This window comes from Geomicrobium sp. JCM 19038 (assembly GCF_000698125.1).
Classification (GTDB): Bacteria; Bacillota; Bacilli; order Bacillales; family Marinococcaceae; genus Geomicrobium_A.
Map to the genome: position 1 here is coordinate 228,477 of NZ_BAXA01000001.1, position 26,712 is coordinate 255,188.

The window sequence follows — 26,712 nt, forward strand, 5'->3', positions numbered from 1 at the left end:
CAATTTATGGTATCGGTTTTATTCCTTTGTTTAGGAAACATCTGCCGCTCACCAATGGCAGAAGCCGTGTTTCGTCACAAAGTTGAACATGCAGGTTTACGTGATAAAGTAACGATTGACTCTGCTGGAACGGGTCATTGGCATATTGGAGACGGAGCTCACGAAGGCACAATGAAAATATTGAAAGAGAACGATGTTGATTCTACGAACTTGATCGCAAGGCAATTAAAAGAGCAAGATCTTTACGATTATGATCTTGTCATTGCAATGGATGAAAAAAACGAAGCAGACGTCAAGAAACTCCGTAAAGTTGAACATGAAGTAGAGATAAGTAAGTTGCTTGATTACAAAGTAGACCGTAGTGATAAAAACGTCCCGGATCCTTACTTCACGGACAATTTCGAAGAAGTGTATGAATTAATCGATGAGTGTTGTGACGCACTTTTAGCAGACGTTAGAAATCGCTTTTTGCAACAATAGATGAAGTGCACCGACGAATTTGGTTAGAATTCGCCGGTGTATTTCTTATCTTAATGGTTTGTTGCAGGTTAACCTGACGCTTTATATAAAATATCACGTAAAAATTTTGGCTCGACTGCAACGTGCAGTCGAGTTTTTGTTTATCGTTATGAGATTGAGGGTAACTTTTAACAGGTGATAAAAGATGAAAACGACCCAAGTCTTTGTATCAGGTGGAGGGGTAGGTGGTCTTACACTTGCTCTGAAGCTTGGAATGTGTGGAATATCGGTTGTCGTCATTGAACGCAATAAAAGCAAAAGCCTCTGTACAAAGGCGAATTGTTGCAGCCAAAGAGCATTGAATTGCTATCTAAACTTGGGCTTGGCGATGAGTTGTATGACGCCTCATTCCCGATTGAAAATTTGCATTCTGAAGAGTGGAAGTGGAAAGGAAATGATGGTTATCTTCGTACCAAAAGCGTTCTTAGTTATCGAACACTAGATCATGAATTTAACTTGGCAAGAATGTTGCCTCATGAAACACTACGAGAATTGCTCGTCAAAAAAATTGAGCAATTGCCGTCCGTTGAACTGATCAGACCAGCAAAGTTTAAAGGCTTTGAAGACGATGTTGCCATCATTGACCAAAAAGGAGAAAAAAAACGAATTCAAGCTTACTATTACGTAGGTGCTGAAGGCCGCTCTTCAAAAATGCGTAAGGAAATGGGAATTACGTGTGATGAGAAGAAGTACGATCATCACTTTTTAACCGCCTCATTTCCTAGACCAAAGACGTTTACCGATGGACTTGTCGTCGGCGCTCCACATACGTTTTTAGGATTGTTTCCACTGCCAAATGATTACGTTCGTTCTGTGTATCGAATTCCTCCAGGAAGTTATCGGGAGTATAAAGAGCAACCGATTACTTCGTATTATGACCTCCATACGACTTATGTACCTGAATTAAAAGACACGATGACGACAATTGCATCGTGGCGAGATGTGCAGTTAATGATCCCATATCAATTTCAATCTCCCCATTACGTAGTTGATAACAAAGCGATTCTTGGAGATGCAGCACATTCAGTGCATCCAATGGCAGGAGAAGGGATGAATCTTGCCATTCAAGACGCAGACGTTCTTAGTGATTTATTCTGTTGGATGGACGAGAAGGGAAAATGGCGTGATCAGAAATTATTAAAATGGTACGAACGTGTTCGGAAACCACGAGTTGATCAAATGATTGCTTTAAGTCATCGATCACAACTGGCGTACTCATTCCATGATCCGATTTTTAGAAAGCTTCGCACGCGTGCACTTATTGCTATGGAAGAACGGCCGTTGCTTCATTTCAAGCAAATGTTAAACGTATCTGGTTTGGGGTATTACAAAGCAAATTTGTTTGATTGGTTCAATCATTTAGATGTACTACCTACAAATAACCGATCAACGATATATCCAAAACAAAAGCGACATTTCTACACTGAGCAAGACGACTATCCTTGGAGATTCAAGTAGGAGGAAAACGACAATGCTATTATCGGAATTATCTCGCATGAACTACGCTAGAAAGTGGATGAAATCAAATGAAGCGTTCTTACCGACGTGGCACGCGTTTATCGGCTATCGTCATGGACTTTTTGATACGTTAAAAAAACCGATGAAAGCAAGTGACCTTGCCGAGCAAGAGGGTTTAAATGAAGAACTATTAAACGCCTGGATCGATACAGGACTTGCTGTTGGTCATTTAAAGCAAAAGCGTGGCAAGCGTATACAAAGTGTTAAAGCAATTCAAAAGCAAATGTCGAGTCAAGATCCAAAGTCAGTCGGTGTGTTACTTGAAGAAATGATGACATTACACATCCCGACGTTACTTCATTATGATCAAAAGCTTGCTCTTGAACCACGGGAACAAGAGGATAACATGAGTCATATGGTCGCTGAAACGTCGTCACTCATTGAGGGAATTTCATACCCGAAAGTGAATCGCGTGATCAAAAAAACGAAGGCGAAGCATATTCTCGACTTAGGTTCGGGATACGGTGGTTATTTAAAACGAATTGCTAAAGATCATCCTGATGCTAATTTAATTGGAATTGACAAAGAAGAAAAGCTCGTGAAAGAAGCGCAGAATCGTAATCAATCGAATCAAATTACGTTTAGACAAGACGATATTTTAAGCCAAGGTCATCTTTTTGAGAAGCTAGATTTAGTTATGTTAAACAATGCGTTGTATTATTTTTCAAATGGTGAACGGTCAAAAATCTTTGACTACGTGTATCAAAGTTTACGCGAAAACGGGCATTTTACGATGATTACGCCCCTTGCGAATCATGGGAAAGGCAGAGAGTTCCCTGCAGCATTTAATTCGTTCATGTGTGGCCATGAAGATATGCAACCACTACCAACAGAAAAAGAAATAAAAAAGCTCGCTAAAATGCATCAGTTCAAAATCAAAACGTCAACGCCGCTCATTAGAGAAGGAGGCTGGCATTTTTTCCACCTCGTAAAGTAAGATCAATAATGACGTATTCGCCTGTTTATGCATAGTGTAAGAGAGTGGAGTATGCACATTCCTTGAAAGGGAGGATGAACATGTGCGGCATAACAGGCTGGTTAGATTGGAAGCGTGATTTGCGTGGCGAGCAGCGACAAATAGAAGCGATGACCCATTCACTTGATCATCGTGGTCCAGATGCACAAACGACGTTTGTCGATGAACGGGTCGCATTCGGACACACTCGATTAGCTGTAATTGATCCGAGTCGAGGCGGGCAACCGATGACTAGGACATATAAAGAGAAAACAGCGACCATTGTTTACAATGGTGAATTGTATAATACAGAGGAGATTCGACAGTCTCTTCTTTCTAAAGGGGTTACGTTTACAACCCATTCAGATACTGAAGTACTCCTTTATGCGTATTTAGTTGAAGGAGAAGCGTGTATTGAACGATTCAACGGAATCTTTGCGTTTGTGATTTGGGACGGTGAGGCGTTATTTGCAGCGCGGGATCGTCTAGGCGTTAAACCGTTTTTTTATACACCGACTGAGCACGGCTTATTTTCGGTTCAGAACTAAAAGCGATTTTAAGCCATCGTGATACGAGTGCAGTAATTGATGAGGAAGGTCTGACAGAAGTTATGACGCTTTCTCCTTCAAGAACACCAGGCTTTGGTGTGTTTAAAGGAGTGAAAGACTTACGCCCTGCACACGCCTTACGTTTTGATAAAAACGGACTACGTGTATGGCGCTATTGGCAAGTGGAAAGTAAAGAGCATACAGACAATGTTGAAGATACGGCGCTTAAGATTCATGACTTATTAGAAGACACCGTCAATCGACAACTCGTCTCTGATGTGCCTGTGGCAACATTTTTATCTGGTGGTCTTGATTCAAGTGCGTTGACCGCATTTGCGGCGAAACAATTTGGCGAAGATGAACGACTGCATACGTTTTCGATTGATTACGAAGACAATCAAACGTACTTCAAAAAAAATGACTTTCAACCCGATGATGATCAAGCCTTTATTAAATTAATGACACAACAATTTGGAACCGTTCATCACGAGAAAGTTATTAAGATTACAACATTAAAAGACATGTTAAAAAATGCTGTAAAAGCAAGAGACTTACCTGGTATGGCGGATATTGATAGCTCGTTACTTTGGTTTTCTAAAGAAATCAAAAAACAAGCAACAGTCGCTTTATCTGGAGAGTGCGCAGATGAAATCTTCGGTGGCTATCCGTGGTTTTATAAAAAGGAATTGCTCGAGCGCCCGTTCTTTCCTTGGATGTCTTCTCTTGATTTACGCCAAAATTTACTGCATGCGAATTGGAAGAAGCAATTGTCCTTAAAAGATTACGCAAAGCTTCGTTATGATGAGACAATTAAAGAAACACCCGAATTGACTGGCGAAAATGCAGAAGAACAAAAGCGTAGACAAATGTTTTATCTGAATATGATTTGGTTTATGACAACATTACTTGATCGTAAAGATCGCATGAGTATGGCAGCGAGTCTTGAAGTACGTGTACCCTTTGCTGATCATCGCCTTGTAGAATATGTCTGGAACGTTCCTTGGGAAATGAAGCGGTATAAAGATCGTGAGAAAGGTTTATTACGAAAAGCGTTAGAAGGTGTCTTGCCTCACGACGTGTTATACCGTAAAAAAAGCCCGTATCCGAAAACCCATCATCCAGACTATACAGAGCAAATGGTTCAAATGTCAAAGGACGTGTTAGCAGATCGCAATGCACCGATTCATGAGATCATTGATTATGATCAATACAAATCGTTAGTGGATTCAAAAGCGAAAAGTATTGATACACCGTTTTTCGGTCAATTAATGAGCGGTCCTCAATTGTTAGCCTATTTATGGCAGTTTAACTATTGGTTAGAATCATACAACGTGCAAATAAAGTAGTAACGAACGAAAAATGAAGCCATTAAACCCGATTGTTTAATGGCTTCATTTTAATTTTAAGTCGAAAATTGTGTTTTGATGAACGGTTTTCTCGTATAAAGGTTTGTTATGCTCGTTGTTCGGGTAATAACTTGTAAATGCAATACAAGTACATCGTTGTAGTTCAAAAGGTACGACAGAGGAGGAAAGATTGAATAACAAGCGTATTGCAGTCGTTGGTGCTGGACCTGGAGGATTAGCAGTAGCGATGATGTTATCAAGTTGGGGATATCACGTAGACGTTTTTGAAAAGCATGGAGTCGTGGGGGGAAGAGCTTCGAACTTTACAATAGATGATTATCGATTTGAACGAGGACCAACATTCCTATCGATGCCATTCATTTTAGAAGAGTTGTTCGCATCATCAGGACGAGTGTTCAGTGATTACGTCCAATTAGAACGCGTCGATCCTATGTACGATTTGATTTTCCCTGATTTGACGTTTCAACCATCAAGTGATCCGACTCTTACGAGAAAGCGTATTGCAGAAGCGTTTCCTGGAGAAGAAATCGGTTATGATCGTTTTATGAAAGAGACAGGGAAGAAGTGGGATCGGTTGTTACCGGTACTTCAAACGGAACATCGTCAGTTGCGTGATTACGTAAGTAAAAGAGCCATTAAAGCGTTGCCTAACTTATCGATCGGTCGATCACTTTACGATGAACTATCACGATTTTTCAAAGACGAGCGATTAAAGTTATCGTTTACATTTCAATCAAAGTACCTTGGCATGTCTCCTTGGAAATGCCCTGGCGCTTTTAGCATCTTATCCTATATGGAACATCGATATGGTGTTTACTATCCAATCGGGGGATTTCAGTCGATTGCGAATGCAATGAAAACGATTATTGAAGAAAATGGTGGCAATGTATTTACACATACAGAAGTAAGTAAAGTGATGACGAAGAATAAGAAAGCGATTGGCATTTCCCTTTCGTCAGGAGAAGCTTTCCATTACGACCAAGTCATTGTAAATGCAGATTTCGGACATGCCATTACTGAATTGTTTGAAGAAGAAGACTTAAATCGTTGGACACCACGTAAGCTTAAGAATAAGCAGTTATCTTGTTCATCATTTATGCTCTATCTTGGCGTAAAGAAAACGTTTGATGCGAACCACCATAATATTTACTTTGCAAATGACTACAAAAAGAACGTGGAAGAGATTAGTGAGAAACTCGTACTCTCTAAAGATCCATCGTTTTATGTACATCATCCGTCTGTTTCCGACAGTAGTGTCGATAAAAATGGGCAAACGAGTCTATACGTGCTTGCTCCTGTTCCGAACAATCGTAGTCAAATTGATTGGAGCAAAGAAAAAAACGCATACAGCAATCACCTGATCGAGAAAATGCAACAAAAAACAAACTTCACGTTTTCAGAATCGGATATAGATGTGTTATCGATCTATACGCCAAAGGATTGGGAGCAGGAGATGAATGTGTATGAAGGTGCAACGTTTAATCTCGGGCATCAGTTGAGTCAAATGATGTATTTTAGACCCCACAATCGATTCCAAGACGTTGATAATTGTTGGCTAGTAGGGGGAGGAACTCACCCTGGAAGTGGACTTCCGACTATTTATGAATCTGCTCGCATCACGGCGAAAGCCATTGAAAAAACATATGGAAGGTTGAGGGATTCAATTTGAAAACAGCCATTATCGGTGGTGGAATCGGTGGTATGATGACCGCTTTAAACCTCACGAAAGAAGACCTCACAACGCGTACGATTACGATTTACGAAAAAGACGAACGACTAGGCGGCAGGTTACGTTATAAAGAGCGCGATGGATATAAAGTTGATGAAGGTCCCACCATCGTTCTTTTACCGAACTTATTAATTTCATTGTTAGAAAGTGCAGGCATTGATTGTGAGCAACTTGATATGCTCCGCTGCGATCCATTGTATGCCTTGCATTATGAAGACGGTCAAACGTTTTATAAATGGAGCGACGAGCAGTTACAAATGGAAGAAATCAAGCGTCATTATCCAGGTGAAGAAGAAGGCTACAAAAAATACATGACGGTCATGAAAGAGAACTTTAATTCCGGAAAAGAAGCGTTTTTAGACCGGGCTTTTGTCGATCGCAAGCAATTTTTCACGTTAGAAAATACGAGAAAACTTTTAAAAATGCATGTTTATGAGTCAATGACTAAAACGACGTCTCGGTATTTTAAATCTAAACGATTACAAGAAGCGTTCAGTTTTCAATCCCTATATATCGGTGGCAATCCTAAAGCAACGCCGGCTCTTTATTCATTAATTCCATACAGTGAACATGCTGACGGGATTTGGTATGTGAGAGGTGGATACGCCAAGTTAGCACAGATCTTACAGAAAGAATTAGAACGCAGAGGCGTTACGATTAAGCTTAAAACAGCGGTCGAAGAAGTAATCACAGAAGGAAATGTTGCGACAGGCATTGTTGATGAGCATGGGGGTTTACAACACTTTGACGAAGTGATCGTCAATGGTGATTTGCCGATGATGGACCGTTTATTTACAACGCATAAGACGAAGAGAACCTATGAACCATCTTCTGGTTGTTTGCTCATTTATGCAGGGGTTCACGGTGCGTATGACGAACAGAATATTCACCAATTCTTTATGAGTAATGAACATGAGCAACACATGAATGATGTTTTTAAGGAGAAAAAATGGCATAACAATCCTTCATTTTATCTGTTTAATCCATCGATGATTGACGACACGTTGGCACCAGCTGGGAAAAGTGTTCTTTATTTTCTTGTACCTGCACCAGTTAATGAGACGTTAGACAATGAAGCAGAGTATGTCGAACGAGTATTGCAACGTGCTGAGCAACAGTACGAAGGCTTACGGGAGCGAATTGAATGGCTTGAAGTGAAAACACCACAAGACGCTGCTTTAGAAGGGCTGTTTGCAGGAGGGAGCTTTGGAATTGCTCCATCATATAAGCAATCGGGTGTATTTCGTCCTCAGTTCCAACCGTACGCCTACAAAAATGTCTATGCCGTTGGTGCGTCTATTCATCCAGGAGGCGGCATACCAATTGTCATGCAAGGCGCTCAACTACTCGTAGATTATCTGCTAACAAAGGAAATGAAGGAGCGGCGATCACATGCTTAGTAAACGAGAAGCGTATCAGTGTTGTAAAACTCAAATTGATAAACATAGTAAGACGTTTTCGAAAGCTTTTCAATCTTTACCGACGGCAAATCGACAAGCGGTTTGGGCCGTTTATGCGTTTTGTAGATACGTCGATGACATTGTTGATGAAGGAGCAAACCCTAAAGAGCAACTACTTGAATTTGAACGGGAATTTCAGTTGTTCTTAGAAAACAATCAACGACATGTTGAGCACAAAGAGGAAACGGCCTACATTTGGATCGCATTGGAAGACGTTTTTCAGTCATTTACGATGAGGCATGAACCGTTTTTAGATATGATACAAGGTCAACAATTTGACTTAGAAGAACAACGAATTCCTACGCTTGCCCATACAGAAACGTATGGATATTATGTAGCCGGTAGTGTTGGGTTGATGTTGCAACCAATTTTAGCGCCTAAGCGATCGTACGAAGAGATGAAAGACGGTGCGGTGGCGCTTGGTGTTGCTATGCAAATAACGAACATTTTACGAGACATTGGTGAAGATTACGAGATTGGTCGCTTGTACGTGCCACAGTCATTACTCGATATGTATCCAAGGGCAATGGAAGCTATTACAACGAAAACAGTCAATGAAGATTTTGTGATGGTCTGGGAGCAAATGGCTTCTAGAGCAGATGAGTTGTACGAAGAAGCTTTGCGAACGATTCATTATTATCCTATCTACTCAAGATACTCAGTGAAAGCCGCAGCGCACTTGTATTGGAAAATTCTCGATAAAGTTCGTAGCAACGGGTACAATGTATTTCATGAGCGTGCGTACGTCGACCAAACTGAAAAGAAACTAATTCTTGAACAAATTCAAATTGAAGGAACTCAAAATGCAATAAGCTAAAAATGACAGTGCACAAGTTAGTGCACTGTCATTTTCTTCGTATGGCTAGCGGCGAGTTTACCACTTAAAACGACGAGTGGTGAGCCGCCACCTGGGTGAGTAGAGCCCCCGGTAAAGGTAAGGTTGTTAAACGTAGTTGATGCGTTGAAAGGACGTAGAAATGCTTGACGTAATGAATTTGAACTGAGTCCATAAATCGCGCCTTTGTATGCGCCAAACTCTTTGGCAATATCCATTGGAGTGAAAGTTTTCATTTGATGATCATATTCTACATTCACACCAAATGTTTGTAAGCGCTGAAAAATGAGTGAGCGGTAAGTTTGGCTGTCGTAAATGAGACTATCTGATAAGGCAGGTGCGTTAACTAGTACGTATAAGTTATCTCCTTGACGTCGTTGAGTGCGGTCTGTACTACTGCTGTTGCTAATGTAGATTGTCGGTTCATCTACGTATCGCTTTGCTTTGAAAAGCTCATGAAACTCACGTTTATAGTTATCTGCGAAGTACACTTGGTGATGATGTTGCAAGTTCTTCTGAGGTTGGTTATTTCGTAACATCATCACAAATGCTGATGATGACGGAGTGAATGATCGATCAGCTGGAGGGGGTGTTTTTAACAACGTACTCGTTTGTGTTAACAAGTCTCCATTTAAAATGACATGATCACAAGCATAAGATTGATCGGCTTGTGTAATAACTTCGGTGATTTTTTTCTCATGCGTGCGAAGAGAGGTTGCTTCTTCGCCGTAGTGAAACGACACACCGTTATTTTTCGCACATGACTCTAATCGTTTTGCAATCTTTGTGTTTCCTCCTTGTACGTAATAGACGCCATCATTAAATTCTAAATGAGCAATCATCGTAAATGTAGCCGGTACTTGATAAGGAGAGGAACCAACATACGTCGCGTAACGATCAAGTGCTTGAATGAGTCGCTCATCTTTAAATAATGAGCGGTGGAACGCGTGCATCGTTGTAAACGGCTTTACAGCTGTTAAAGCGGTCGCTAAGCGAGGGTTCAAATAGTCACGCCAACTCGTAAAACTACGGGTGAAAAAGTTTGTTTTTGACATGTGAAAGATTCGAGCAACTGTTTTTTTGTACTGCTTAAATGCCGTGTAATCGGATTGAGAAAGCTGTTCTTTCATCGTGCGTTCATCACTTGAAAAGAGTAGTGGTGCACCATTTTTAAAGTAATTCATCGTATGATCTTGAAGTTTAATGAATGGAAGTGGCTCATCGTCTCCGCCGTAGGTGAGAACGTCCTGGAAAACGTCAGGCATTGTAATCGTATTTGGGCCAAAGTCAAAGGACGCATCACCGACAGTTTGCTTATGGAGCTTGCCACCAGGTTGGTTGCGTTTTTCTATAACCGTAACATCATAACCGTCTCGACTTAAATAGATGGCTGCAGACAATCCGCCAAGTCCGGCACCAATAATAACGACTCTTTTCATTGATACGTCCGTCCTTTCCATGTGTATCCTTTTGAACGTGTATTTACGTACATGGAACGTAGTAATAGCGCAAGTAAACATAGGATTGCAATCGGGTGAAATAAAGAAAGTAGTGGTGATTCTTTTACTCGTAGGTCGATCGCGAGTCGAATGAGTACTACAATTCCATAAGGGAGGAGTAACCAACTGTTCAACGTAACGACACCATATGTGGCAATAACAAATGGAGCAATGAATGTTACCGTGTAAAAAAGAGTAAGTACAAGTGCAAGAACATAAGAGCGACCAATACCTGTAAAGACGTTTTTCGTAAATCCATTCCATACCTCACGGTTCGTATCGTACATATAGCAGTCAACATAATCTGTAATGTTGGCTAATATCGCTCGGTTACCACTTCGTTTTACAGCACGCATGAGTGCAACGTCATCTACAATCTCACCTCTAACTCCTTCATGTCCACCTGCTTTTTCGTATGCGCTTTTCGTAAACATCATAAAGCTCCCATGAGCAGCACTTGCTTTTATCATGGAAGAATGATTGGCAAGATAAAGAGGCAAGTGAAAACCAACGAGAAAGTGTTGCAACGGAATAAGTAAGTGTCCGAGAATCCCTTTCTTAATGAACTTAGGAAAGCCTGACAGGAATCCAGCACGTTTTTTGAGTAGCAGTTGAATGCTTGCTTCAATCGTTTTCGGGCGGATGGTTACATCGGCATCTAAAAACAACAAATAGTCACCGTTCGCCCTCTTTGAAAGCTGATGACAAGCATGGACTTTTCCGATCCAGCCAGATGGAAGGGGAGCGCCATCGATGACCGATGCATTTGAAAAGCGTTGCAAACCTGATTCTAGAAGAGAGCGTGTGTTGTCGGTTGATTGGTCATCTAGAATAATCAATTCACTATTGGCAGGCATTGCTTCGTATAAACTAGACAATAACGTTTTTACGTTACGCTCTTCATTACGCATTGGCACGAGAATACTCACGCACGACGCATTCTTCTCATTCGCTGAATACGTCAGACGAGGCATAAATAAGCCGTTTACAACCGTCCATACGAAGAGCAATACTAACAACAAGCATAGTGAGACAATCATCGCTTTCTCTCCGATCTACGTGATAGCGTCTGAAACCATTCACTTATCGTCCTTCTTCCTGCAACGAGCGTTTCAAATTGTTGAAGATCACCTGTAATCACCGAATTGCGTAGACGATCTAGCTGTCTAGTCATCTGTTCTTCAAATGTTTCGACGGTTGAGTGGGTCAGGGTACACGTTTGTACGTTGATAAAAACTTCAGGCTTTTGTTCCCTTAAAAACGTATAATAAGCACTAATAAACGTAACTTCACCATGTGGTGCTTTGTTATGAAAATGAACGACCCCACGCTGGACTGCTAACGGTCGCAGTTCTTGATGACGTTCTTCTCCTTGTGGAAACAACCATACTGATTTTTTGGATTGTAACAATGATTGCGTGTAACGATAACTCGTTCGCAATTTCCCTCGATCTTTGGAATCGATTGAAAAAGCACCAAGACGTCGGAAAAACGGAAACTTCTGCAAGCCTTCTTCATCCATCATCATGTACGCATCACTGTTGAACAGCTTTTCGTTTAATAAAAAACAGAGCAGTCCATCCCACCAACTGCTATGATTCATCACGAAAAGTGACGTAGGTTGTTTGTTGATCCGCTCATCTAAAACGTGTATGCCGTAAAAATTTTTACGGCATTGCCATAACATAAACGGGAGAAAAATCGCATGAAACAGACGACTTTTATTCGCTTTGATCATAAATGACTCCGATTAAAACGATTCGTTATCATTCGAGCAACAACCATCGTTACAACACCTGAAATAGCGGCTAACCATAAACCGTTGACCGCACATAAAAAGGTAAACATAAAAACGATCATATAAAAGAGAGCAACGGTACGCGGCCACCAGTACGAGTGAACTTGTTTGTTCCATACTCGTGCGAGATGAAAGAGTACATAAATAAAGCTGTGTAGAACAAAAGCGACGATAAACCAGCCAACAAAATTAGAAAAAGGAATACCGTAATAAAATCCGTCGGTGCCACCCCATTCCCAATACGTTTTCACTTCAAAAGCGACGGGATCAATGACAAGGTCAATGGCAACAGCAAAAAGACTTGCCGTTAATACGTATCCGAATCCTTTAATAGCGCTGGACTTTACGTGACTAAACCACGGTGAAACGAGGGCGTGTGTTGTAGCGATTACCATAAGCCAAGCAGTGCCAATTGTAAACGGTACATTAAAAAATACGAGCCCGAAATCTGGATTATAATCATAATCTCCAAAAAGAAGACCTGTACTAACTCCGAATACTTCTGCAGCGATTGAAAACACCATAATAACGGTAACAGTTATGCCTCCAATGAAGATGCCGTATGTACGAATAAAATAAAAGCCACCAAGAACCCCACACAAAATTAAAAAAACTGAGTTTGCCCATTCGAGTGGTGGTGGTACAAGATCAAACGTGAGTAAAAAGATGCCGACGGTATACCAAAAGACAAACAGACGAAAAGTAACCAGATCAATTTTCGAGTTCAAACAATTCACACCTTTTTAGATTGGTAGAGCTTCAGATTAACACAAAACCCTCGAAGAATCGCAACATACGCTCGGACTCTTCGAGGTTTATGGAGTTAGAGATGTTTAATTTTGTTTCGTCTTGCTTGAATGCTATAAAAAGCGAACAATACGACGAGTACAAGATACGCTAGTGTGTATGGTGGTGCCGCGTTAAATGCAAGTTCTGAAGCATGTGTAAATCCGAAGTACGAAAGTACTGCGCCAAAGAATGCGTACAGTGCAGCTTGATCAAAACGGTGATCAATAATAAATACTGTAATTGCACCTAGTACAATTCCTGTGAACATGGCCCCTTCACCGAGAGGTGTTAACCCTGTTGAAATACCATCAATAACATGTGCTGCGTCTCCTTGAAAACGCGTCATAATGTAGTTGGCAACGTAAGGAAGAAGGGCAATTACGACAGCAGGGTAATACTTCTTCGCGTTCGTATGGAATGCGGTCGCTACCATACTCACACCTGCAAAAACTAAGATTGGTGCAACGGCTGCAGTCGGGATAATGGTAGATAGTGCGCCAATTAAACCGAAAACCGCAGCAACAAAAAAGACAATTCCATTTAATAAGCTATAACCGCGTCCAGCGCCCATCCATTTCGAGCCGATAGATGCGATGTATACCGTTGTTGGGAAAACGCCACCGAAAAATGTACCTAAAATCGTACCACTACCATCTACAGCTTGGCATTCACGAACGTCATAGCGATCGCCTTCAGCTGCCATGGCAGCTGTGTTGTTCATCGTTTCAACGGCATTGTAAAGCGTGATCGGTAAGATAACAGCAAGTAGCCCTACAAATCCGGTAAACAAAGCTTGGAAACCGTGGAACACTTCTAGACTCGGAATAAATGGATAAAAGCCAACTTGATCGAGCGCAGTGCTCACATCTTGTAACGTAATCTCTCCTAATGAGAATGCTAGTATCGTTCCGACGATAATTGCGAATAAAGAAGACGGAATATTAAATGGTAACGCTACTTTTCCAAGAATTCCAAGAAGAATAATAAATAGTGCAACTAAACCGACGACAGGTAGAGCGAACACTTCAAAAAGCATCTCACCTGCTATAAACGTGAGGGCAACACCTGCTAAAGCTCCGAGCATTGCAGGTCGAGGTAGGTGCTTCGTTAACCAATTTCCACTAAAGGAAATCAGTACTTCAATTAATCCACTTATAAAACATGCAGCTAAGCCGATGCGAAAGGCGAGTTCAGCATTGCCGCCTGTGAGTGTATAGGCAGGAGCAAGCACTCCGAAAAGAAAAACGAACATAACAGGCGTACTAATTCCATACGCTAAAGCCGTCACGTCTGAGCGGTTTTCTTTCACTGCAAGACGCTTGGCTTGATAAGAGTAATAAATGTTTCCCGCAATAACAGCAATTGCAGCCCCTGGAATCACTTTCGTAAAGACAATGTCCGCGGGAAATCCGATTGTCAGCATCGTCGCCGCAATAATAACGAAGTTTGCAAGGTTGTTTTGAAATAACGCGAAAAATGCATCGATGTCTTGCCGTTTAAATAGTGGATAGTGGACCGTTTCCGACTTCAAAAAAACAACCCCTTCGTTTTATTCGTGAATAAATTCAATATGGTCCATCTCAAGTGTATCAATTCTTGCAAGTGATTCTACACGATAGTTACGATCATCAAGCTTTTTGCGACCGGGTTGAAAGGATTTTTCAATAACAATCGCAATGGCACTTACCGAAGCACCCGCTTGTTCTACGACATCACATAAGCCAAGGGCAGCTTCACCGTTTGCCAAAAAGTCATCAACGAGAACAACATGGTCATCGCTTGAGAGAAATTGCTTGGAAATTGTAATCGTACGTGACACTTGCTTTGTAAATGAATACACATCTGCTGTGTAAACAGAGTCGTCCATCGTAATCGACTTTTGTTTACGTGCGAAAACCATTTCAACTCCGTATAGTTTTGCGAGCATAAGTGCAGGTGCAATTCCTGAGGATTCAATCGTAACGATTTTTGTTACAGGTACGCCTTCTAGACGCTTTTTCCATTCAATCGCCATCTCTTCCATTAATTGTGGATCTATTTGGTGATTTAAAAACGTGTCAACCTTTAAAACACCTGATCCTAATACAAGTCCGTCTTGGACGATTCGTTCTTCTAGTAATCTCATGTGATGCTCCCCCTAATCTAATAACGACTAAAAACCCCACGCTCACAACGAGTGAACGTGGGGCATAAGTGTATGCATCACCATTCACTCGTAGTCGGAAGATTACGGTCTTCCGGTAGAAACTTGCAAGCCAATCCTTGCGATTATACGAGCGGTTTGTATATCAAGTATTAACGCATTATAACGTAGGTTCGACTATTTGCATAGATGATGAATCGATAGTTACTCTCAAAATAAAAGTTCGATTAGCGTGAAAACAAAAACACACCTTACAGAGTGTAAGGTGTGAACAATTGATGACACATCTAAGATTCACATGTATGTCTTTGACAAGACACGTAGTGGTCGTTATCGTAAAAGTACTTACACATGAGTTGGATCTAAGAAAATAAACACGAAGATCGCAAGTGCAAAGCAGTAAATCGCAAAGTAGTATAATTTGCTTTTCTCAAGCCAGCCGATTAGCCACTTAATACCGATGATTGAGAAGATAAACGTAACAACGAAGGCTACGATAAGTGACAATGGACCAGCGCCTTCCATTCCTCCAGACATTAAATCGCGAATCGCTAGAATCGATGAACCTAAAATTACAGGAATGGATAGCAAGAATGAAAAGCGAACGGCTGTTTTCTTTTCAAGTCCAAGTGCAAGACCTGTAATTAACGTTGATCCTGAACGAGAAATTCCGGGTATAACGGCTAGTGTTTGCGCAAGACCAATGACAATGGAGTCAATGAAGTTCATTTCATTAATCCCACGTGTATGTTTGTACTTAATTCTTTCGATTACGAGAAGGAAAATACCCGTTAATAGTAAAGCACTACCTAACACAAATGGTGTTTTTAGAAATTGGTTAGCATAATCTTCTAGCACGAGACCGAGCACACCAGTAATACCTGTTGCGATTACTAGGTAAAGAGCGAATAGAAATGCTGGTCTGTCTTGTGCTTTTCTTTCCGTGATGAACCGAAGCGATCCAGTCACAATTGCTAAAATATCTTTACGGAAAAAGATAACGACCGCAAGCATTGAAGCAATGTGCAGCAAGATTTCGAACGTAAGACCTTCGAAGTTCGTGCCAAAAATAAATTGCAAAATGACGAGGTGTGCAGTACTTGAAATCGGTAAAAACTCAGTGAGACCTTGTACAATTCCAAAAATAATCGCTTCCCAAACAGACATAATAATGGTTTCTCCTTCCAAAACAGAAAAAAAGGTATTCAATTCGAGGTGAAAAAGTTGAAAATACGTAAATGGTTAACGGTTGCTGCGGTAGCGATTGCCGCAGTTGTTAGTTTAAGTATCATCTATGAAAATGTATCGTCTCCTCCCGTCGGTGTCAACCAAGGAATGCAAGCACCTGACTTTACGTTAGAACGAGGCGATGTAGAAGGCGAAAAAATGAGTCTAAAAGATCAAGAAGGTCAGTTTGTTATTTTGAATCTGTGGGCTTCCTGGTGTGAACCTTGTATTGAAGAATTACCGTTATTGAGCGACATGCACACATCATATAAAGACGATGGTGTCGTTGTACTAGCGGTTAACATGACAACATACGAACGTCAAATTGACAATGCGTTTGAGTTTTTAGATGAACATCCAGTCGAGATGCCTATATTAATGGATTATGATGGAGATTTCTTAGCAACTATCCCCTTCAAGCATTACCGACGACGTACTTAATTAATGAAAATGGCGTAATTGTTGATATTATTGTTGGCGAGTTAACCGACGAAATGGTTGAGCGAAGAATCACCCCATTTATTGATCAACGAACAGCTTAACGCTTTAGTTGTTGCATCGCATCCGACCATTCTTTTACTGTAGTAAAATGTTTTTCATAGTGTTTAATCATATGGAGAACTTGCCAGCTTTTGCCTTGTAGAATGACACGGTCTTGATCTACGTAAATTTTCATGTGTACCTCCTGTACAACCGTTGTGGTACAGTCATATGCAAAGGAATTATTGATTATACGTATTGTGGAGGAGAGCCGATGGACCTAACAGAAAAAACGGTAAAGAAAGAAACGGTGTTTGAAGGTAAAGTCATCACGCTTGAACTGCACGACGTGACGCTTCCGGATAAATCAAGTGGAAAACGAGAAGTCATTAAGCATCCAGGTGCTGTAGCAGTGTTAGCAGTGACCCCTGAAGGAACAATTCCTCTCATCCGCCAGTATCGTAAAGCGAGTGAACAAACATTGCTAGAAATTCCTGCAGGAAAAAAAGAAGCGGGTGAAGAGCCGCTTGAGACAGCCAAGCGTGAACTAAAAGAAGAGACTGGATTTAGTGCGGAGCACTTTGTAGACATTGGTGGTTTTTATACGTCACCAGGTTTTGCAGATGAGTATATTCATATTTATCTAGCCGAAAATGTTTCGACAGGTGAAGCGAATACTGATGAAGATGAGTTTCTTGAAATCGAGATGTGGTCAAAGGAAGAAGCGATCCAGTTTGCGCTAAAAGGAAAATTCAATGACGCAAAAACCGCATACAGTTTATTGCAATTGTTTGCCAGACAGAATCTAGCAGACAAGTCATAAATCTATGAGCCTTCTCATACGTTCAAGTAATGGTATGAGGAGGTTTTTTATATGAAATTTAGACAATTTGTAGAGCGTCAAGTATATATGCACGTTGCTGAATACCGTTCATTGTATGTGTTTTTGGCCGTGTTGTTTTTTACAGGCATTATTTTTGGCGCTGTTGTTGTTAATAGTTTAAGCTTGTCTCAAAAAGACGATTTGTTCATTTATTTACAACAGTTTTTCGGACAAGTTGGTGATGGTCAAGTGACAGCAGATCGCGATTTGTTTTGGGAGAGTTTGATGTATAATGTGAAATACATCGGATTGATGTTTATTCTCGGATTATCCGTCATTGGTTCACCACTCATTTTATTGTTATTATTTTTAAAAGGAATGGCGATCGGTTTTACCGTCGGTTTTCTCGTTAACCAGATGGGTGTACCTGGTTTTTCATTATCGCTCGTTAGTGTACTCCCACAAAATTTAATCGTCGTGCCGGTGATGATTATTGTTGCTGTTATGAGTGTGGCGTTTTCGTTTCGTCTCATTCGTCAACAATTTATGAAAGTACAGCGTCAAGAACCAATCTTTCCGCATTTCTTTCGCATGTGCTTGTTTTTACTCGTTGCTGTCGTCTTACTTGCAAGTGCAAGTGCAATTGAAGCATTTTTGTCACCTACATTACTTTCATGGGTAACTGAGAATGTTCTTTAATTATATTGGTTATTAGTTTATAATAATTATTATATGAAAACGATAATGATTATCGTTTAGTATTGACACGAAATAAGATCAATCATATAATTATGAAAGACCTCAAGGGGGGAGATTATGGCTGTGAAAGAACGCATGGACTATATCAAAAAGCAGTTGCATTCTCAAAGTTATAAGTTAACGCCCCAAAGAGAAGCAACTGTTGAAGTGTTGCTTGAGAACGAAGAAGACCATTTAAGTGCAGAGGATGTATACTTACTCGTTAAAGATAAAGCACCTGAAATTGGTTTAGCGACCGTGTACCGTACACTTGAATTACTAAATGAACTTGAAATTGTCGATAAAATTAACTTCGGAGATGGCGTGTCGCGCTACGACTTGCGCAAAGAAGGTGCAAACCATTCTCATCACCATCTCGTCTGCATTCAATGCGGTGACGTTTCTGAGATCGAAGAAGATTTGCTCGGAGAAGTTGAAGTGAAAGTTGAACGTGAATGGCAATTTAAGATTAAAGATCATCGTCTTACATTCCACGGAGTATGTAGCAAATGTCAACGTGACAAAGATTCAACAAATGAAGAAGTCGGACGACAAACAGTCGACCAACTGTAAGCTGTATTCATTGATACATGAATGCAGCTTTTTTCTATGTGAATACGTATAGTTCTTCCTTTCCTCGGCATAAGATGGGACAAAGTAGAGATTTGAGGAGGAACGTTCATGTTGTCTCGATTTGAAGCGATTTGGAATGGTTGCAAAATTTTAATTGTTTTTGTTGCGTGCACAGCTTTCTTTTACTATGGTATCCTGTTTTTAATGGCTGAATATCAAGGGGATCAACGCTATGATACGCCTGAGGGAAATGCCATTAAAGTGTTCGAAAATATGAGTGAAGAAGACATTACGTTTCGAGAGCGATTATGGCACTTTTGGCAAAGAGGTGAGTAGTTGGTGCAATCATTGGCAATGGACGACCCTATACACGATTATTTACATTATTGCCTCGTTGAGCGGGGGCACTCCCAAAATACACTATCGGCTTATGAACGTGACTTAATGAGTTATAAACAGTACGTTAATGAAACTCATGAGCTTACAAGTTGGACAGACATTAAGCGTAGTCATATTCTCGATTACTTGTATACGTTAAGAACTGAGGGGAGAACGCCGACTTCACTTGCGAGGATGTTATCATCGATTCGCTCGTTTCATCAATTTTTACTGCGAGAGCGTGTTGCGATGCACGATCCATCGGATTTGATTGAATCGCCAAGATCGGGAAGAAAACTTCCGGTCGTTTTGTCGATCGTTGAAGTTGAACGCCTCATTCATAATGCAGAGAATACGGAAACGAAATTCAAAGACCGTGATGTCGCAATGTTTGAGCTCATGTATGGTACGGGAATGAGAGTTACAGAGCTTTGCGATCTTAAATTGGATGACATAAACCTTGATTTAGGCTTTGTTCGTTGCATCGGAAAAGGGAATAAAGAGCGAATTGTACCACTCGGGCAACCGGCAATGAACGCGATTGATCGTTACTTACAGAACTTGCGTCCGACTCTCCTGAAAAAGTTGAGTGAAGAAACGTTGTTTTTGAATCGGCAAGGCAACCGCTTAAGTCGGCAAGGATTTTGGAAGATCTTAAAGAAAAATGCCACTGAAGCTAGCATTTATAAAGACGTAACCCCTCATACGCTAAGACACTCCTTTGCGACGCATCTTATTGAAAACGGTGCCGATTTACGAGTCGTACAAGAAATGCTAGGACATGCTGATATTACGACTACACAAATCTACACGCACATCTCCAACAAACATCTACGTGATGTATACAGTCATTACCACCCTAGAGCTAAAGGAAAGGAAGATCATAAATGACGTCTAACCATCCTTATAATCGTATATTTTTAGTCGTTATGGATTCACTTGGCATTGGCAATGGTCCAGATGCATTGGAGTACGGTGATGAAGGTTCAGATACGCTAGGAGCTATTGTAAACAAACTAGGCGGTCTGGAAATTCCTCATCTTAACAAGTTAGGATTAGGCAACCTAAAGCAAGGACCTAAACTTACACCTACAACAGAACCTTTAGCTTATTATGGCAAGATGAATGAGCTTTCCAAAAGTAAAGATACAATGACAGGACATTGGGAACTAATGGGACTTTATATTGATAAGCCGTTTCGAACGTTTCCTGATGGGTTCCCTAAACAACTGATCGATCAATTAGAACAAGAAACCGGACGCAAAGTAATCGGAAATAAAGTTGCTTCTGGAACAGAGATTATCGAAGAGCTTGGAGAAGAACACGTGAATACGGGCGCGCTCATTGTCTATACGTCAGCAGATTCTGTTTTACAAATTGCAGCTCACGAATCGGTCGTTCCAATTGATGAGTTGTATGAGATTTGTAAAAAGGCACGTACGATGACGCTAGATGAGCCTTATATGCTCGGTCGAATAATTGCAAGACCATTTGTCGGAGACGTAGGATCGTTTGAGCGAACGTCAAACCGTCATGATTATGCGTTAAAGCCATTTGCACCTACCGTTATGAATGCACTGAATGAGGCTGGTATTACGTCTCAAGCGATCGGTAAGATCGATGACATTTTTGATGGTGAAGGTGTGAACGATCGCATGAGAACATCTTCCAATATGGATGGGATGGACAAGCTCATTCTTTCTGCAAACAAAGATTTTACAGGATTATCGTTTTTGAACCTTGTTGACTTTGATGCGTTATTCGGTCATCGCCGCGATCCAGAAGGATATGGACGTGCGATTGAAGAGTTTGATGCACGATTACCAGAGCTGTTTGATGTTTTACGTGAAGATGATCTTCTTCTTATAACGGCTGATCACGGAAATGATCCGACGTATAAAGGAACCGACCATACTCGTGAGCAAGTGCCATTACTTGCGTATTCTCCATCAATGAACGTTGGCCATGACCTTGGCACACGCGACACGTTCGCTGACGTTGGCGCAACGATTGCAGAAAATTTCTCTGTGTCGATGCCAAAGTATGGAACGAGCTTCTTACAATCACTGAAGGGAAAATAAAAGATGTCATTAATCCAAGAAAATGTAGAGATTATCCGCAACGCAACAGATGTACAACCTGAAATTGCACTCATATTAGGCTCAGGACTAGGAGAGCTTGGCAATAAAATCGAAGCAGACGTTATTCTTCCATATGATGAGATGAAAGGGTTTAAAACATCCACAGTAGCAGGACATGCTGGACGTTTTGTAATTGGTACACTTGCAGGAAAATCAGTCATCGCGATGCAAGGACGCTTTCACTACTATGAAGGATATGGGATGGAAGACGTTGTTTTGCCCGTTCGTGTGATGGCAGCGCTTGGCATTAAATCTCTAATCGTAAGTAATGCTGCAGGTGGGGTTAACACGTCGTTTAACCCTGGTGATTTAATGCTCATAGATGATCATATTAACTTTATGCACAATCATCCGCTTATCGGTCCAAACGATGAAACGGTTGGGCCTCGTTTCCCAGATTTATCACAAGCATATGATCAAGAATTGCAAACGTTAGCTACTACAGTTGCCGATACGCAACAACTTTCTTTAAGAAAAGGCGTTTATGCTGCAGTAACAGGACCAACCTATGAAACACCAGCCGAAGTGCGGATGTTCCGTACACTCGGAGCTGATGCGGTTGGAATGAGTACTGTTCCTGAAGTGATTGTTGCACGTCATCAAAACATTAAAGTGCTTGGAATTTCTTGCATTTCGAATGCAGCAGCTGGCATATTAGATCAACCTCTCAGTCATGAAGAAGTCATTGAAACGACTGAAGATGTGAAAGACAGGTTCATGAAGTTAGTCACAGCAATTATTGAGAAAATGTAGTAGATATTCTTTTTAAAGAAAAGGTGAAATACATGAGAATGGTTGACTTTATCGCAAATAAACGCGACGGACTCGTACACGATGATGAGCATATTAAACAATTTGTAACAGAATACACAAACGGATCAATCCCTGATTATCAAGCGTCAGCATGGGCAATGGCGGTATACTTTCAAGGAATGACGAAAGAAGAAAGTGCGGCCCTTACTCACGCAATGGCAAAGTCTGGCGATGAGCTTGATTTGTCACAAATTGAAGGCGTTAAAGTGGATAAACATTCAACAGGTGGCGTTGGGGATAAAACGACATTTATCTTGTCCCCACTCGTTGCAGCAGCAGGTGTTCCAGTGGCAAAAATGTCAGGTCGTGGGCTCGGTCATACGGGTGGTACGATTGACAAGCTCGAAGCATTTTCTGGATTTCAAACAGAAATGACAGTTGATCGTTTTATTGATCTTGTCAATGAGCATAAGCTTGCTCTTGTCGGACAAACGGGGAACTTAACACCTGCCGATAAGAAGCTTTACGCATTACGCGACGTAACAGCAACGGTTAACGCGATGCCTTTGATTGCAAGTTCAGTAATGAGTAAGAAGATTGCTGCTGGTGCCGATGGCATCGTACTTGATGTGAAAGTTGGAAGTGGCGCATTTATGAGCGACCTTGATGCAGCAAGAGAGCTCGCACAAACAATGGTTCAAATCGGGAATGAGCTTGGGCGTCAAACTGTAGCTGTGTTATCAGACATGGACCAACCACTCGGCGAAATGGTCGGAAACTCCCTTGAAGTAAAAGAAGCGATTGACGTTCTTAAAGGTGGCGGTCCAAAAGACGTTCGCGACTTAAGTGTTCGACTTGCGGCTCATATGCTCGTACTTGCAAACAAAGTTGACTCTGTAGAAGCAGGAGAGCAACTTGCAAATGAGTTACTCCAAAACGGGAAAGCGCTTGAAGCGTTTCGCCAATTCGTGGAACGCCAAGGTGGCGATCCGACGTTTGTTGATAACCCAGAAGCATTTGTAAAAGCGAACCACATCATTGCGGTAACGGCGAAAGAAGACGGGTACGTCAAGCAAATTCATGCAGCGAAAATTGGCCAAGCAGCAGGTCACCTTGGCGCTGGGCGAATGACAAAAGACGAGGAAATCGATCACAGTGTTGGTGTACAAGTTAAGAAAAAACGTGGCGATTACGTAAACGCAGGCGATGTGCTTACGTATATTCATTCAAACAAAGAAGAAGTCGCAGACGTGGTGAAATTGATCGAAGAAAGCTACACGATCACAAAAGAACACGTTGAGCCATTGCCTTTAATTATGGATGAAATGCTAAAATAATCGTCTTTACGACTTGCTTAAAGTGAGCCTTTAAGCAAGTCGTTTTTTTGTGCCTTCGTTTTTTCATAGGTTCACACGTTTATGTAGAGATTATTTTGGTGAAACTAGTAGAAAAACGGAGGATTAGAGACGATGATAAAAAGGCTAGTAAGTGCGTTAGTTGGGGCGGTACTTGTTTTTTCCGTTCCGCTTTCCACAGTGTCAGCTCAGGAGAAGACGATGACAGATGATGTAGGTTCTGCAATATTAATTGAAGCAGATACGGGGAATGTATTAATGGAGAAAAATTCAGAAGAAGCACTTCCACCGGCTTCAATGACGAAGATTATGACGATGTTACTCATTATGGAAGAAATTAAAGCTGAGAATCTATCGTTTGAAGATCTCGTCACAACGAGTGAATACGCGGCTTCAATGGGTGGGTCACAAATCTTTTTAGAGCCTGGTGAAGAAATGAGCGTTCGCGATCTATTAAAAGCGATTGCGGTTGCCTCTGGAAATGATGCATCCGTTGCAATGGCGGAACATATTGCAGGTTCTGAAGAAGCGTTCGTTGACATGATGAATGAGAAAGCAAAGGATTTAGGACTCTCAAATACGACCTTTAACAATACGAATGGTTTACCAGGTGAAAATCATAAAACGAGTGCGCACGACCTTGCAAAGATGGCACAAGAGCTATTAAAACATGAAGAAATCACGTCATTTACGAGCATCTATGAAGATTATTTACGTCAAGGAACTGACGACGAATTCTGGCTCGTAAACACGAACCGCTTAATTAAGTTTTATGACGGAATGGACGGCCTGAAAACTGGATTCACACGTGAGTCGATGTACGGTCTTACTGCAACTGCAAAACGAGATGACATGCGATTGATTGCTGTCGTCATGGGAGCTGAAACGCCGCAGATTCGAAACAATACGATTACGAGTTTGATGGATCACGGTTTTGCGAATTATCACGTTGAATCATTGTTTGATAAAGGTGCTGCCGTAACAAGCGTTCCAGTTGAAAAAGGAACGAAGTCAACAGTTGTTGGTGAACTAGAAGATCAAATAAGCTTACTTCTGAAAAAAGGTGAAACTGCTGAAACAGTTGAAGAGAAGGTTACCGTATCTGATTTAAAAGCACCGATCCAAAAAGGTGAAGTAATCGGAGAGTTTCAGTTGTTGAACGACCAAGATGTCGTTTCTACGTCGAACATTATTGCAAAAGAAGATATCGAAAGTGCGTCATGGTGGGAGTTATTCAAGCGTAGCGCCTTAAAAATCTTAGGTGTTGAGCGAGGTGATTCGACAACGAATGACGAAGTTTCAGAGACTAGCATGAATTAAAACTGCTTTTGTCACACGTAAAGGAACTTGAGTGGTGACGTTGAACTTTTTAGGGGAGACAGCTAATTTGAATTGTGAGAGAGACTGGAGGAGCGGTTATGAGTTTTTCTGTTGAAGTAGAACAAAAGCAAAACATACTCTGTGTGCGTTTGCACGGAGAGTTAGACCATCATTCAGCGAGTGAACTACGTGCAATTGTTGACCGTCATTTAGAAGAGCATAATACAAAACATATCGTTTTGAATGCAGAAGGCTTAACGTTCATGGATAGCTCTGGTATTGGCGTCATTCTTGGTAGGTATAAGAAGCTTCAACCTCGAGGTGGAAGGTTGATCGTTTGTGGAGTGAGTGCACCTGTTTATCGTTTATTTGAAATGGCAGGGCTGTTTAAGGTATTATCCTTAGAAGAACAGGAATCTCATGCACTACAAGCTTTGGGGGAGGCCGTGTAAATGAAGAACGAAATGGAAATCCAATTCTCTGCACTAAGTCAAAATGAGTCATTTGCCCGTGTGAGTGTTGCAGCTTTCATTGCGCAACTAGATCCGACGATGGACGAGCTAACAGAAATTAAGACGGTTGTGTCTGAAGCCGTGACGAATGCGATTATTCATGGCTATGAAGAAAATCCAGCCGGAACAGTTACAATTACCGTTCATCTAGACGATGATGTGGTTGGCATTAGCGTGCGTGATGAAGGTGGTGGCATTGATGATGTGGATCAAGCAAAAGAGCCACTGTACACGTCAAAACCTGACCTTGAACGTTCAGGAATGGGATTTACGATCATGGAAAACTTTATGGATGAAATGAGTGTCACGTCTGTAGCAGGACGTGGAACGACGGTCTATGTCAAGAAACAGCTGTCCAAAAACAAAGTTGTGAACCATTAAGGGGCGTTGTTATGGAGACAAAAACCAAACGAGATAAAAAACCATCAGATGAGCAAGTGCGGACATGGATTGAAGAAAGTCAAAAAGGGATAAAAGAATCTCGAGACCAACTGATTGAAAATAACACTCGGCTCGTCTGGTCTGTTGTTCAGCGATTTTTAAATCGTGGCTACGAAGCCGAGGATTTGTTTCAAATCGGTTGTATCGGGCTTATGAAATCGATCGATAAGTTTGATTTGTCTTATCAAGTGAAATTCTCAACGTATGCCGTTCCGATGATTATCGGAGAAATCCAACGATTTATTCGAGATGATGGAACGGTTAAAGTAAGTCGTTCTTTAAAAGAGTTAAACCATAAAATCCGTAAACAAAAAGAAGAGTTAACGAAACAACTCGGGAGAATTCCGACGATTAACGAAATTGCGCAATCACTGGATATCTCTACAGAAGATGTTGTGTTTGCTAATGAAGCAACACGTACGTTGTCATCACTTCATGAAACGGTCTATGAAAACGAGGGTGATCCGATTACGCTCATGGATCAAATATCAGATCCTGATGAATCTAAATGGTTTGATGAGCTAGCTCTCAGAGATGTCGTCAGACATTTGGAAAAAAGGGAAAGACTGATCGTTTTCTTACGATACTACAAAGATAAAACACAGTCTGAAGTGGCAGAGCGGTTAGGGATCTCACAAGTGCAAGTCTCTCGACTCGAAAAGAAAATTTTAGAAAAGATGCGAAAAGAAATGGTCGAGTGATCGTTAACAACATTTTGTTAACCGTGGCGTAACAGAACGGCTCACCACGTCATGAACCTCACAAGTATGGTTATAGGTGACCTTCTGAGTAGTGGATCATTACTTTTTTC

At 41.2% G+C, this 26,712-nt stretch carries 26 protein-coding genes, 2 pseudogenes and 1 riboswitch; of the genes and pseudogenes, 20 read left to right on the forward strand and 8 right to left on the reverse strand.

The features are described from left to right. Positions 1–6: 6 nt before the first annotated feature. The 7 genes and pseudogenes from JCM19038_RS01270 to JCM19038_RS01300 all read left to right on the forward strand — a co-directional run bounded on the left by JCM19038_RS01270 (position 7) and on the right by JCM19038_RS01300 (position 8,913). Positions 7–480 (forward strand): low molecular weight protein-tyrosine-phosphatase, encoded by a 474-nt coding sequence (locus JCM19038_RS01270; protein WP_042413684.1) that lies wholly within the window; start codon positions 7–9, stop codon positions 478–480. A 253-nt stretch (positions 481–733) separates the two neighbouring features. Continuing rightward, positions 734–1,977: pseudogene (locus JCM19038_RS01275) on the forward strand (FAD-dependent oxidoreductase). 13 nt (positions 1,978–1,990) lie between these two features. Next, positions 1,991–2,974 (forward strand): class I SAM-dependent methyltransferase, encoded by a 984-nt coding sequence (locus JCM19038_RS01280; protein ID WP_042413688.1) that lies wholly within the window; start codon positions 1,991–1,993, stop codon positions 2,972–2,974. Between the two features lie 80 nt (positions 2,975–3,054). Next, positions 3,055–4,886 (forward strand): annotated as a pseudogene (gene asnB, locus JCM19038_RS01285) (asparagine synthase (glutamine-hydrolyzing)). A gap of 190 nt (positions 4,887–5,076) precedes the next feature. Then, positions 5,077–6,576, forward strand: a complete 1,500-nt coding sequence (locus JCM19038_RS01290; RefSeq protein ID WP_152549303.1) for an NAD(P)/FAD-dependent oxidoreductase — start codon at positions 5,077–5,079, stop codon at positions 6,574–6,576. Next, the gene (locus JCM19038_RS01295; protein ID WP_042413690.1) at positions 6,573–8,036 is read left to right on the forward strand and encodes an NAD(P)/FAD-dependent oxidoreductase; all 1,464 of its coding nucleotides are present in this window, start codon (positions 6,573–6,575) and stop codon (positions 8,034–8,036) included. The genes JCM19038_RS01290 and JCM19038_RS01295 overlap by 4 nt, the downstream gene beginning before the upstream one ends. Beyond that, positions 8,029–8,913: a phytoene/squalene synthase family protein gene (locus JCM19038_RS01300; protein ID WP_042413693.1), complete on the forward strand. Its 885-nt coding sequence runs from the start codon at positions 8,029–8,031 to the stop codon at positions 8,911–8,913. The genes JCM19038_RS01295 and JCM19038_RS01300 overlap by 8 nt, the downstream gene beginning before the upstream one ends. A 17-nt stretch (positions 8,914–8,930) precedes the next feature. Here JCM19038_RS01300 and JCM19038_RS01305 read toward each other — a convergent pair whose 3' ends face one another. From JCM19038_RS01305 to uppP, 7 genes are all read right to left on the reverse strand, one after another. Then, on the reverse strand, positions 8,931–10,370 hold the full coding sequence (locus JCM19038_RS01305) for an NAD(P)/FAD-dependent oxidoreductase (protein WP_042413695.1): 1,440 nt from the start codon (positions 10,368–10,370) through the stop codon (positions 8,931–8,933). Continuing rightward, complete coding sequence (locus JCM19038_RS01310) at positions 10,367–11,470, reverse strand: glycosyltransferase family 2 protein (RefSeq protein WP_052360913.1); 1,104 nt, start codon at positions 11,468–11,470, stop codon at positions 10,367–10,369. The genes JCM19038_RS01305 and JCM19038_RS01310 overlap by 4 nt, the downstream gene beginning before the upstream one ends. Further along, positions 11,467–12,168 carry a lysophospholipid acyltransferase family protein gene (locus tag JCM19038_RS01315; RefSeq protein ID WP_042413698.1) on the reverse strand — a complete coding sequence of 234 codons (702 nt, stop codon included), beginning with the start codon at positions 12,166–12,168 and terminating at the stop codon, positions 11,467–11,469. The genes JCM19038_RS01310 and JCM19038_RS01315 overlap by 4 nt, the downstream gene beginning before the upstream one ends. Continuing rightward, complete coding sequence (locus JCM19038_RS01320) at positions 12,165–12,956, reverse strand: carotenoid biosynthesis protein (RefSeq protein WP_052360915.1); 792 nt, start codon at positions 12,954–12,956, stop codon at positions 12,165–12,167. The genes JCM19038_RS01315 and JCM19038_RS01320 overlap by 4 nt, the downstream gene beginning before the upstream one ends. Before the next feature lie 95 nt (positions 12,957–13,051). After that, a complete protein-coding gene (locus tag JCM19038_RS01325; RefSeq protein WP_042413701.1) occupies positions 13,052–14,548 on the reverse strand; it encodes a uracil permease in 1,497 nt (498 codons plus the stop codon). A gap of 18 nt (positions 14,549–14,566) precedes the next feature. Continuing rightward, a complete protein-coding gene (locus tag JCM19038_RS01330) occupies positions 14,567–15,142 on the reverse strand; it encodes a xanthine phosphoribosyltransferase (protein WP_042359111.1) in 576 nt (191 codons plus the stop codon). 71 nt (positions 15,143–15,213) lie between these two features. Next, positions 15,214–15,313: riboswitch (purine riboswitch) on the reverse strand. 192 nt (positions 15,314–15,505) lie between these two features. Beyond that, a complete protein-coding gene (gene uppP / locus JCM19038_RS01335; RefSeq protein WP_042359112.1) occupies positions 15,506–16,327 on the reverse strand; it encodes an undecaprenyl-diphosphatase UppP in 822 nt (273 codons plus the stop codon). A 57-nt stretch (positions 16,328–16,384) separates the two neighbouring features. Here uppP and JCM19038_RS01340 point away from each other — a divergent pair, with 57 nt between their 5' ends. Next, the gene (locus tag JCM19038_RS01340; RefSeq protein ID WP_052360917.1) at positions 16,385–16,828 is read left to right on the forward strand and encodes a TlpA disulfide reductase family protein; all 444 of its coding nucleotides are present in this window, start codon (positions 16,385–16,387) and stop codon (positions 16,826–16,828) included. A gap of 97 nt (positions 16,829–16,925) precedes the next feature. On the opposite strand, the gene mciZ is transcribed toward JCM19038_RS01340, so the two are convergent. Next, on the reverse strand, positions 16,926–17,063 hold the full coding sequence (mciZ, locus tag JCM19038_RS21500) for a Z-ring formation inhibitor MciZ (protein ID WP_081831523.1): 138 nt from the start codon (positions 17,061–17,063) through the stop codon (positions 16,926–16,928). A 78-nt stretch (positions 17,064–17,141) separates the two neighbouring features. Here mciZ and JCM19038_RS01345 point away from each other — a divergent pair, with 78 nt between their 5' ends. From JCM19038_RS01345 to sigF, 12 genes are all read left to right on the forward strand, one after another. Further along, entirely contained in the window at positions 17,142–17,690 is a 549-nt protein-coding gene (locus JCM19038_RS01345) for an NUDIX domain-containing protein (RefSeq protein WP_042413703.1), read from the forward strand. Positions 17,691–17,741: 51 nt separating this feature from the next. Then, positions 17,742–18,389, forward strand: coding sequence for a stage II sporulation protein M (gene spoIIM / locus JCM19038_RS01350; protein ID WP_042413706.1), 648 nt, complete (start codon positions 17,742–17,744; stop codon positions 18,387–18,389). 117 nt (positions 18,390–18,506) lie between these two features. After that, positions 18,507–19,001, forward strand: coding sequence for a Fur family transcriptional regulator (locus JCM19038_RS01355; protein ID WP_373902182.1), 495 nt, complete (start codon positions 18,507–18,509; stop codon positions 18,999–19,001). Between the two features lie 108 nt (positions 19,002–19,109). Next, on the forward strand, positions 19,110–19,337 hold the full coding sequence (locus JCM19038_RS01360) for a DUF4227 family protein (RefSeq protein WP_042359116.1): 228 nt from the start codon (positions 19,110–19,112) through the stop codon (positions 19,335–19,337). 18 nt (positions 19,338–19,355) lie between these two features. Then, entirely contained in the window at positions 19,356–20,270 is a 915-nt protein-coding gene (xerD, locus tag JCM19038_RS01365) for a site-specific tyrosine recombinase XerD (protein ID WP_042414292.1), read from the forward strand. Next, positions 20,267–21,460, forward strand: a complete 1,194-nt coding sequence (gene deoB / locus JCM19038_RS01370) for a phosphopentomutase (protein ID WP_042413709.1) — start codon at positions 20,267–20,269, stop codon at positions 21,458–21,460. The genes xerD and deoB overlap by 4 nt, the downstream gene beginning before the upstream one ends. A gap of 3 nt (positions 21,461–21,463) precedes the next feature. Next, the gene (locus JCM19038_RS01375) at positions 21,464–22,273 is read left to right on the forward strand and encodes a purine-nucleoside phosphorylase (protein ID WP_042413712.1); all 810 of its coding nucleotides are present in this window, start codon (positions 21,464–21,466) and stop codon (positions 22,271–22,273) included. A gap of 32 nt (positions 22,274–22,305) precedes the next feature. Beyond that, positions 22,306–23,610 carry a pyrimidine-nucleoside phosphorylase gene (locus JCM19038_RS01380; RefSeq protein WP_042413715.1) on the forward strand — a complete coding sequence of 435 codons (1,305 nt, stop codon included), beginning with the start codon at positions 22,306–22,308 and terminating at the stop codon, positions 23,608–23,610. Positions 23,611–23,742: 132 nt separating this feature from the next. After that, positions 23,743–24,948: a D-alanyl-D-alanine carboxypeptidase family protein gene (locus JCM19038_RS01385; protein ID WP_052360919.1), complete on the forward strand. Its 1,206-nt coding sequence runs from the start codon at positions 23,743–23,745 to the stop codon at positions 24,946–24,948. Between the two features lie 98 nt (positions 24,949–25,046). Next, on the forward strand, positions 25,047–25,400 hold the full coding sequence (gene spoIIAA / locus JCM19038_RS01390; RefSeq protein WP_042413718.1) for an anti-sigma F factor antagonist: 354 nt from the start codon (positions 25,047–25,049) through the stop codon (positions 25,398–25,400). Next, on the forward strand, positions 25,401–25,841 hold the full coding sequence (gene spoIIAB / locus JCM19038_RS01395) for an anti-sigma F factor (protein ID WP_042359124.1): 441 nt from the start codon (positions 25,401–25,403) through the stop codon (positions 25,839–25,841). 11 nt (positions 25,842–25,852) lie between these two features. Then, positions 25,853–26,602: an RNA polymerase sporulation sigma factor SigF gene (gene sigF / locus JCM19038_RS01400; RefSeq protein WP_042413721.1), complete on the forward strand. Its 750-nt coding sequence runs from the start codon at positions 25,853–25,855 to the stop codon at positions 26,600–26,602. Positions 26,603–26,712 lie beyond the last annotated feature (110 nt).